Source organism: Bacteroides sp. An269 (assembly GCF_002159755.1).
Classification (GTDB): Bacteria; Bacteroidota; Bacteroidia; order Bacteroidales; family Bacteroidaceae; genus Phocaeicola; species Phocaeicola intestinalis.
Map to the genome: position 1 here is coordinate 1 of NZ_NFJG01000167.1, position 5,910 is coordinate 5,910.

General features: G+C 41.7%; 9 protein-coding genes. 4 read left to right on the forward strand and 5 right to left on the reverse strand.

The window, feature by feature from the left end; genetic code table 11:
- The first annotated feature begins 591 nt into the window (after positions 1-591).
- Together B5F71_RS18305 and B5F71_RS18310 are read left to right on the forward strand one after the other, a co-directional pair.
- Complete coding sequence (locus B5F71_RS18305) at positions 592-840, forward strand: toxin-antitoxin system protein (RefSeq protein WP_008782592.1); 249 nt, start codon at positions 592-594, stop codon at positions 838-840.
- Entirely contained in the window at positions 837-1,115 is a 279-nt protein-coding gene (locus B5F71_RS18310; RefSeq protein WP_008782593.1) for a type II toxin-antitoxin system YafQ family toxin, read from the forward strand. The genes B5F71_RS18305 and B5F71_RS18310 overlap by 4 nt, the downstream gene beginning before the upstream one ends.
- A gap of 73 nt (positions 1,116-1,188) precedes the next feature.
- Here B5F71_RS18310 and B5F71_RS18315 read toward each other — a convergent pair whose 3' ends face one another.
- Positions 1,189-1,503, reverse strand: a complete 315-nt coding sequence (locus tag B5F71_RS18315) for a hypothetical protein (RefSeq protein ID WP_008782594.1) — start codon at positions 1,501-1,503, stop codon at positions 1,189-1,191.
- Positions 1,504-1,994: 491 nt separating this feature from the next.
- On the opposite strand from B5F71_RS18315, the gene B5F71_RS18320 reads away from it, so the two are divergent.
- Both B5F71_RS18320 and B5F71_RS18325 read left to right on the forward strand, forming a co-directional pair.
- Positions 1,995-2,597: a BfmA/BtgA family mobilization protein gene (locus B5F71_RS18320; RefSeq protein WP_008782595.1), complete on the forward strand. Its 603-nt coding sequence runs from the start codon at positions 1,995-1,997 to the stop codon at positions 2,595-2,597.
- Entirely contained in the window at positions 2,594-3,493 is a 900-nt protein-coding gene (locus B5F71_RS18325) for a DUF5712 family protein (protein ID WP_008782596.1), read from the forward strand. The genes B5F71_RS18320 and B5F71_RS18325 overlap by 4 nt, the downstream gene beginning before the upstream one ends.
- 55 nt (positions 3,494-3,548) lie before the next feature.
- Here the strand turns inward: B5F71_RS18325 and B5F71_RS18330 are convergent, their stop codons facing one another.
- The 4 genes from B5F71_RS18330 to B5F71_RS18345 form a co-directional block, all read right to left on the reverse strand.
- On the reverse strand, positions 3,549-4,106 hold the full coding sequence (locus tag B5F71_RS18330) for a hypothetical protein (protein WP_072544401.1): 558 nt from the start codon (positions 4,104-4,106) through the stop codon (positions 3,549-3,551).
- 5 nt (positions 4,107-4,111) lie between these two features.
- Positions 4,112-4,621 (reverse strand): hypothetical protein, encoded by a 510-nt coding sequence (locus B5F71_RS18335; RefSeq protein WP_008782589.1) that lies wholly within the window; start codon positions 4,619-4,621, stop codon positions 4,112-4,114.
- 67 nt (positions 4,622-4,688) lie between these two features.
- Positions 4,689-4,874: a hypothetical protein gene (locus B5F71_RS18340; RefSeq protein WP_008782590.1), complete on the reverse strand. Its 186-nt coding sequence runs from the start codon at positions 4,872-4,874 to the stop codon at positions 4,689-4,691.
- A gap of 35 nt (positions 4,875-4,909) precedes the next feature.
- A partial coding sequence (locus B5F71_RS18345) for a replication initiation protein (RefSeq protein ID WP_241148652.1) occupies positions 4,910-5,910 on the reverse strand: 1,001 nt, incomplete at its 5' end.

Genomic DNA, 5,910 nt, shown 5'->3' on the forward strand with positions numbered 1-5,910 from the left:
AGGTTTTCTTGCCATTCTGAAATATTATACTGCCCGAATGTTACGTTATTGGGCTGTATAAGCATGATCTCTTCTTCTGTTGGTGGTGTTATTGGGATAAATAGTTTGTCCATAAGACTGCTTTTTTGAGGTTACTTTGCGAAACTACATATAAAAACCGAAATAACAAAAAGATTTTCTGTTTTTATATTATACTTTAGTAATTTGGTCGGTTTTTGGTAGGGGGGATTTTAGTAATTTGGTCGGTTTTGATACGTTTGTTTTAGTAATTTGGTCGGTTTTGATACGTTTGTTTTATTTGTAATACATTGAAATATAGTGTTTTGTAATTAAAAAAACACATTCTTACAAGATATTCTGCAAAGACATTCTAACAAGAAAGCGGATTTTAGGGTGAAAGTGACCTAGCTTGCCTCTCTGAAAAACCGCACAAAGAAGGAGAAAAAGAGAACCCTCCCTTTAGGGAGTTAGGTGGGTTTGGATAGGCAAATTTTCTGGCGCGTTAAAAAATGTATATATTAGTAATTTTGTGTTTATTTTCTTTGCTTTTGATATATATTGTTATACATTTGCAATAAAAAGTATAACAATATGGAAGTAGCAATAAAGAAACTAACTGCATTCAGACTTGACAGCAACCTTCTGGACATGCTGAAGAGTGCTGCCAAACGTGAACATCGGAGCTTAAACAACTTCGTAGAATGTCTTCTTATGGATGCCATGTACACAGAACCAAACGAAGAGACCAAAGCGGCCATAGAAGAAGCTCGTGCCGGGAAAAACCTGAAGAAAGTTGATACAAGCAGCTTCGAGAACTTTATAAAATCCTGTAGTGAATGAGAGAGGTTAAGACTGGTGGCCAGTTCCGGAAAGACCTGAAACGGTACAGGAATGATAATACCAAACTGGAAAAACTTTATGAAATTGTAGGATTCCTGGAACGTTGTGAGGATGTTCCAAAAGAGTTTAAACCTCATATGCTTTCAGGTGATTATGCAGGTCACATGGAATGTCACGTAGAAAATGATTTTCTTTTGATATGGATTGATGATGAAGTCGTAAAGCTGGTTAGGCTTGGCAGTCATTCAGAATTGTTTGGAAAGAAGAAGAAATAACAAAACCATTTTAGAAAGTCAGCAGAACTTCAAAACAAAATAAGTTCTGATGACTTTTGTTTTATGCTTTTGTTCAGAACAAGGACAGCTGCCGTTTGTCCTCTTCTTCCTGTTTGTGTACTTTCTGGCTCTGCTTCTCATACTCGAGTATCTCCTGTATTGACCGGATAGCTCTTTTTCTCTGTTCCGGAGTGGTGCGCCTTGCCATACCCTTTTCCATTTTCCCGGACTTCAGCCAGTTCGAATACATGTCGATCAGGCAGAGTACTTCTTCTTCCATTACTGTAGGCACTCTCATGGTCTTGGTGTACATGCCGGACACGGCCTTTCTTCCGGAACCTTCTCTGGCTCCACCTTTCCCGGTCTTTTTCCCTGGTTCCTTTTCCATAGGTCTGTTTTGTTTGATTTCGTTACGGAATCAAAGTTAGGTATTTTATATCGGATATCCAAGTAAAACCGCACACTGATTTGCACTGCAAACGGCTGCACTCGTCGGGAGTGTTGGTACACCCCCTTGCCGTGCGGCGCTCCCCGACCGATGAGTTTTTTGTGGTGTTCCGGACATGTTCTGTTGTGCGGTTTTGTTGGGTAATTCTGTTGTGTACCGGGTGTGCGGTTTTCGTGTGTGTTCACGTGTGTGGGATAGGTTCTATCTCTCCCCGTCCCCTTTGCTGATTTCGCGCTGGGGAGGGTGTTCGATAGAACAGCAAGAGGAAACCGGGCAAGCCCTGTTTTTTCCTCTTGCCCTACGGGGTTTTTAGCTGTAAATCAGCTATTTAGAAAATTATACTAATATAATTTGGTTATAACGAATAAATATACTATCTTGTAAACCAATTAGTTAGCATATTAATTTGTTATAATAAGCCTTATAATATCATGGAAAAAGACAGCAAAACAACGGTAGCGGTAGAACGTACTACTTTTGCTAAACTTGACCGTCTGGCCAAGGCAAACAGTGTGTCAAAAATGGAGTTTATTACTCATGCCATAAACTACTTTGAGAAGTACGGTATAAACCCGGTCGAGCATGAAAGTCCGGCACAGGAAATGCAGAAGCTTATCAAGCGCATGGACCAGGTGTTCGCATTCCTGAAGAAACAGGAAACGGATCTTGTGCGTCCGGCTTGTGAAGCTCTGGCCGGAGCCAGCACACAGATAACCATAAGCCTTTCATCCTTACTTTCGGAAGAAAAGTTCAGGCGGTTCCTGAAGGACAACAAGGAGCTGCTTGCCGGGATAATCAACAGTTCAGACAACAACGGCAAGGCTATAGGCAGGGCAGAAAAAGCGGTGCGGGATGCAGATTCAACTATCAGGAAGAACCAGGAGATTATCTTCAAGCGGATAGAAGCCAGCGAAACGGCACAACTCAAAGCCATGCAACATATCGTTTCCTTCCTCGATGCAAAAGGAAAGACCGGGCTGCTCGATGACATAAACAAGGTCTATAAGAAGGAAAAGGACAGGAGGGGGCTATGAACATAAAGATTCAGGGTGGCGGTTCCGGAACTTATGCCAATACAGGGAGCTGCACAGGAGTAACGACCTATCTCCAGCATGAGGATCTGGAGCGCATGAAGAACGGCCGGGAAGTACAGCCGTTTTTCAATAATTCTCGTGACTACATAAGCGCACAGGAAGTAACCTTCAAGATAGACAACAACAAGGCAAAATTAAGCCGGAACGATGCGAAATTCTATGTGATCACGGTAAGCCCTTCCAGCCGGGAGCTGGAGAAAATGGGCAAGACAGAGAAGGAACAGGCTGAAGCCATGAGAAAGTATGTGCGTGATGATGTGATGCAGCACTATGCGGAAGGGTTCGGAAAAGGCTTGAACAAAGAGGATATCGAGTATTACGGAAAGATCCATTTCGAGAGGAAGGGAGCCGACCGGTACGACATGCACGCACATATCATCGTAAGCCGGAAGGACAGGAGCAACACCAGGAAGCTAAGCCCAAAGACCAACCACACCGGGAAGAAGAACTGCGGAAACGTGAAGGGCGGTTTCGACAGAACAGATTTTTTCCGAAAGTGTGAAACCTCATTTGACAAGCGCACAGGGTATGACCGGGCCCCGGAACAGACCTTTGACTATCTCAATACCATGAAGAACGGAAGTCCGAAAGAAATCTTCCAGAAGAAGGAATGGGCGGAACGTGTGAACCATGAACGGCTTGAAAAGATGAAAGCCGAATGGAGCCGGGATCTTCAGGAACCGCACCAGGAACAAGGCCGGGAAGAGAGCCAACAACAGGGAAACAGTATTTCCCAAGTTCCGGAAATCAACCAGGCACCACAGCGGAAGAAGCAGCTGGAGGAAGAACTCGACCAGCCCAGGAAAAGAAGTCGGGGTTTTGGAATGGGTATGTAAATTACAGATACATGCTTGCGTGAGGGATGTTTGTCCCCTGTATTTAAGTTTGGTTCTAAAAAGAAACCCCAACGGATAAAGTCAACCCACCAGCATTAAATCTTTTATTATTCCTACCCATGGAGCCAATTCCCGGTATATAAGAGAATTCATATTTTGCCTGGTTATACGTATATCCTATACCAACATGAATTGAAGTCTTTTTTGTGACAGGCAGTGATATTCCGGCAGAGGGGGAAATATAAAAACCTCCACTTTTATAACCTCCACCATCATGTTCTTCTTCAAAAAGTTCAGAGTATCCGATTTTCATATCTATGTATGGCTTAACTTTTAAGTTACAAAGTGTATAACGTACATCTGCGAAAACAGGCAGACTGTATGTTTTAAGTATGTCGCTTTCTGTTGAAATACCCAACCCTATACCTCCTCCAATGAAAAGATTGTTATGAAAGAGATCTACGCCATGGACAGTGTTGATATGCCATTGACTGAAACCATACTCACCGCTGCCAAATGAATAACCGGTATTGACAAAACCACGATAACGACTCTGGGCTACGGATATGGTAGTTATAAATGATACTAAAATCAAAATAAATAATTTCTTCATAAATGTTATTTTATTAATAGTTCTGTATTAACTCTTATTTTTCCAAAAGTTTTCTGTTCATCACGTACCCGGCAAAGTTCCCGGTATGCTTTTTCCTTATACTCCTGAAGAACTTTGATTTCGTTACGTAATCGGTCGTTTTCTTCCTGAAGGACCTTGAGTTCTTTAGTCTGTTCTTCAGACTTCATTTCAGCACGTACCTTTTCTTCAGCTGTCTTTGCGATAAGTTCTGGAGCCAGAAGCTGTATCTGCTTCTGTGCCGTTATAAATTCACTCATGAGCATACACAAGGCTTCTACCTGGTTCCTTTCCTTCTCGATGTCTGGAGGAACAGGAAGAAATGGTGTTGTTTCCTTGTCATAGATGTCAAAGTCATTCTTCTCTATGAATTTCCAGGCTGTTTCAACCCATTCACCGACAGGCTTTCCGGCTTTTCGGCAATATATTTTTATTTCTTCGAGTATGTTTTTAGGTACTCTTAGAGTTGATGTCTGTATATTTGCTTTTTCTTGCATATCAATGATTTATGTGCAAAAATATAAAGAATATATTTATCAATATACACTTTCTACAAAAAATATATTATTGCTTTGTTATGTGTGTATCTACAAAACAACCACCGAAGCCGGATAAGGCGTCTGGTTGCGTGTAAGTGACTGTTACAAGGGTTTGTCCCATGAATGTTTCAATCTTGTCTATAACGGCCTCCATTGGCTCCCCTAAGCCTGTGGCTTCAGCAGATACCAATATCAAATCTCCTTCTTTCATATCTTTGGTTTTTTTGATTGTGTCACAAAATCAAATTATTTTATACCGAACTCTTCTCTTAGCATTTTGAGCAGTGAATTTTCAGCGTGCTTTCTTACCATATCCCCTGCACATACCTTGTCATCGTAGTAACAGCACCTTTCGTACACGTTTTTAAGTCTGCCGAGTTCAGCTATCTTATCCACAGCTTTGACTGCCCTGTCGTTGGTTGGGTGATCCATTGCGCTGCTTACCCATCTGTAAACAAACGAATATTGTTCGTACTGCTCTCCACCTTCTTCACGAGGATGCAGGGTGTTGATAGTGAAAATAACCGTGTCAGCTTTGGGCTTCCTGCCCTTTACAGGGTATTTGCAGAACAGCTTATAATCAAACCATACATCAGAGCCACTTTCCTTGATACGTTCTTTTGCTGGTTTAAGGATTTTTCTGTCTATGTCATTGTTTGAGTGCTTTTCTGGTATTTCTAAATCTTTCCTTAACTGCTGTATGGAGTAGTAATACTCCTTTCTGTCTCTTTGGCTGCAAATTATCTTATACAGCCTTTTTGTGTAGTTACCACGAAGCCCAAGCGCAAGTCCTTTGGAATACCTTGTACCACCTACACCAACACCGTAATAGACTAAGAACGGAATAGCCCAAGGATTAAGGGTAAGCATTATTTGGTTTGTTCCCTTTATGTTGTGTATAGCAATGAGGATAGAACCACCAATCGTTTCAACCTCTTTGTCTATTTTGGGGTGCTTCCAACGGAAAGAAAACCTTTTGCTTAACATGTCGGTCGCTTCTTTTATGACCTTTGTTTTGTTGTTTTGTCCGCCTGCTTCATCGCATCGGATAGTAACATAGGGCATATTAAACAAATCACGTGGCAGTTCTTCTTCCCTTGTCATATGCTTTTGCAGCTTGTCACTGATAAGGGTAAGCAGGTTTTCTTGCCATTCTGAAATATTATACTGCCCGAATGTTACGTTATTGGGCTGTATAAGCATGATCTCTTCTTCTGTTGGTGGTGTTATTGGGATAAATAGTTTGT

Coding starts and splice junctions, on each gene's coding strand:
- B5F71_RS18305 (WP_008782592.1), top strand. CDS start 592: ATGGAAGTAGCAATAAAGAAACTAACTGCATTCAGACTTGACAGCAAC.
- B5F71_RS18310 (WP_008782593.1), top strand. CDS start 837: ATGAGAGAGGTTAAGACTGGTGGCCAGTTCCGGAAAGACCTGAAACGG.
- B5F71_RS18315 (WP_008782594.1), bottom strand. CDS start 1,503: ATGGAAAAGGAACCAGGGAAAAAGACCGGGAAAGGTGGAGCCAGAGAA.
- B5F71_RS18320 (WP_008782595.1), top strand. CDS start 1,995: ATGGAAAAAGACAGCAAAACAACGGTAGCGGTAGAACGTACTACTTTT.
- B5F71_RS18325 (WP_008782596.1), top strand. CDS start 2,594: ATGAACATAAAGATTCAGGGTGGCGGTTCCGGAACTTATGCCAATACA.
- B5F71_RS18330 (WP_072544401.1), bottom strand. CDS start 4,106: ATGAAGAAATTATTTATTTTGATTTTAGTATCATTTATAACTACCATA.
- B5F71_RS18335 (WP_008782589.1), bottom strand. CDS start 4,621: ATGCAAGAAAAAGCAAATATACAGACATCAACTCTAAGAGTACCTAAA.
- B5F71_RS18340 (WP_008782590.1), bottom strand. CDS start 4,874: ATGAAAGAAGGAGATTTGATATTGGTATCTGCTGAAGCCACAGGCTTA.